The sequence below is a fragment of the Burkholderia sp. E168m23 genome, assembly GCF_016586125.1.
Lineage (GTDB): Bacteria > Pseudomonadota > Gammaproteobacteria > Burkholderiales > Burkholderiaceae > Burkholderia > Burkholderia orbicola.
In genome coordinates, this window is record NZ_BCPP01001531.1 from 1 (window position 1) to 905 (window position 905).

The following is a 905-nucleotide window of genomic DNA, read 5'->3' on the forward strand; positions in this document are numbered from 1 at the left end:
GCGATCACGTTTCCACCGACGGCACGCGCAAGTGGCTGATCGACGTCGGAAACGGCAATGCGGTCGAAACCGTGTTCATCCCGGAAGAGACGCGCGGCACGCTGTGCGTGTCGTCGCAGGCCGGGTGCGCGGTGAACTGCCGCTTCTGCTCGACGGGCAAGCAGGGCTTCTCCCGCAACCTGTCGACAGCCGAAATCATCGGCCAGCTCCGGATGGCCGAATTTGCACTGCGAGCGTCGCTGGGCCGCGCGCCCGGCCCGAACGGCAAGGCCGAACGGGTCGTCACCAACGTGGTGATGATGGGCATGGGCGAGCCGCTCCTGAATTACAGCGCGGTCGTCCCCGCGATGCGGCTGATGCTCGACGACAACGCGTACGGCCTGTCGCGCCGTCGCGTCACGCTGTCGACGTCCGGCGTGGTGCCGATGATGGACCGCCTCGGCGCCGAGTTGCCGGTCGCGCTGGCCGTTTCGCTGCATGCGCCGAACGACGCGCTGCGCGACGAGCTGGTGCCGCTCAACAAGAAGTATCCGCTTCGCGAGCTGATGGCTGCGTGCCAGCGTTATCTGAAGGTCGCGCCGCGCGACTTCATCACTTTCGAATACTGCATGCTCGACGGCGTCAACGACACCGAAGCGCATGCGCGCGAACTGCTGGCCGTCACGCGTGACGTGCCGTGCAAGTTCAACCTGATCCCGTTCAATCCGTTTCCGGAATCGGGCCTCATCCGCTCGAAGCCGGAGCAGATCAAGCGCTTCGCGCAAGTCCTCATCGACGCGGGTGTCGTCACGACCGTGCGCAAGACGCGCGGCGACGACATCGACGCCGCGTGCGGGCAGTTGGCCGGCGCGGTGAAGGATCGTACGCGCCTCGCGGAACGAACGGGCGCAGCAGGAAAAATCATC

The 905-nt window shown here is 66.0% G+C and carries 1 protein-coding gene; it reads left to right on the plus strand.

Annotation, left to right across the window (positions count from 1 at the left end):
* Positions 1–905 (plus strand): 23S rRNA (adenine(2503)-C(2))-methyltransferase RlmN (gene rlmN, locus JMF90_RS38675; RefSeq protein WP_201326507.1); only part of this gene is annotated, 905 nt, incomplete at both ends.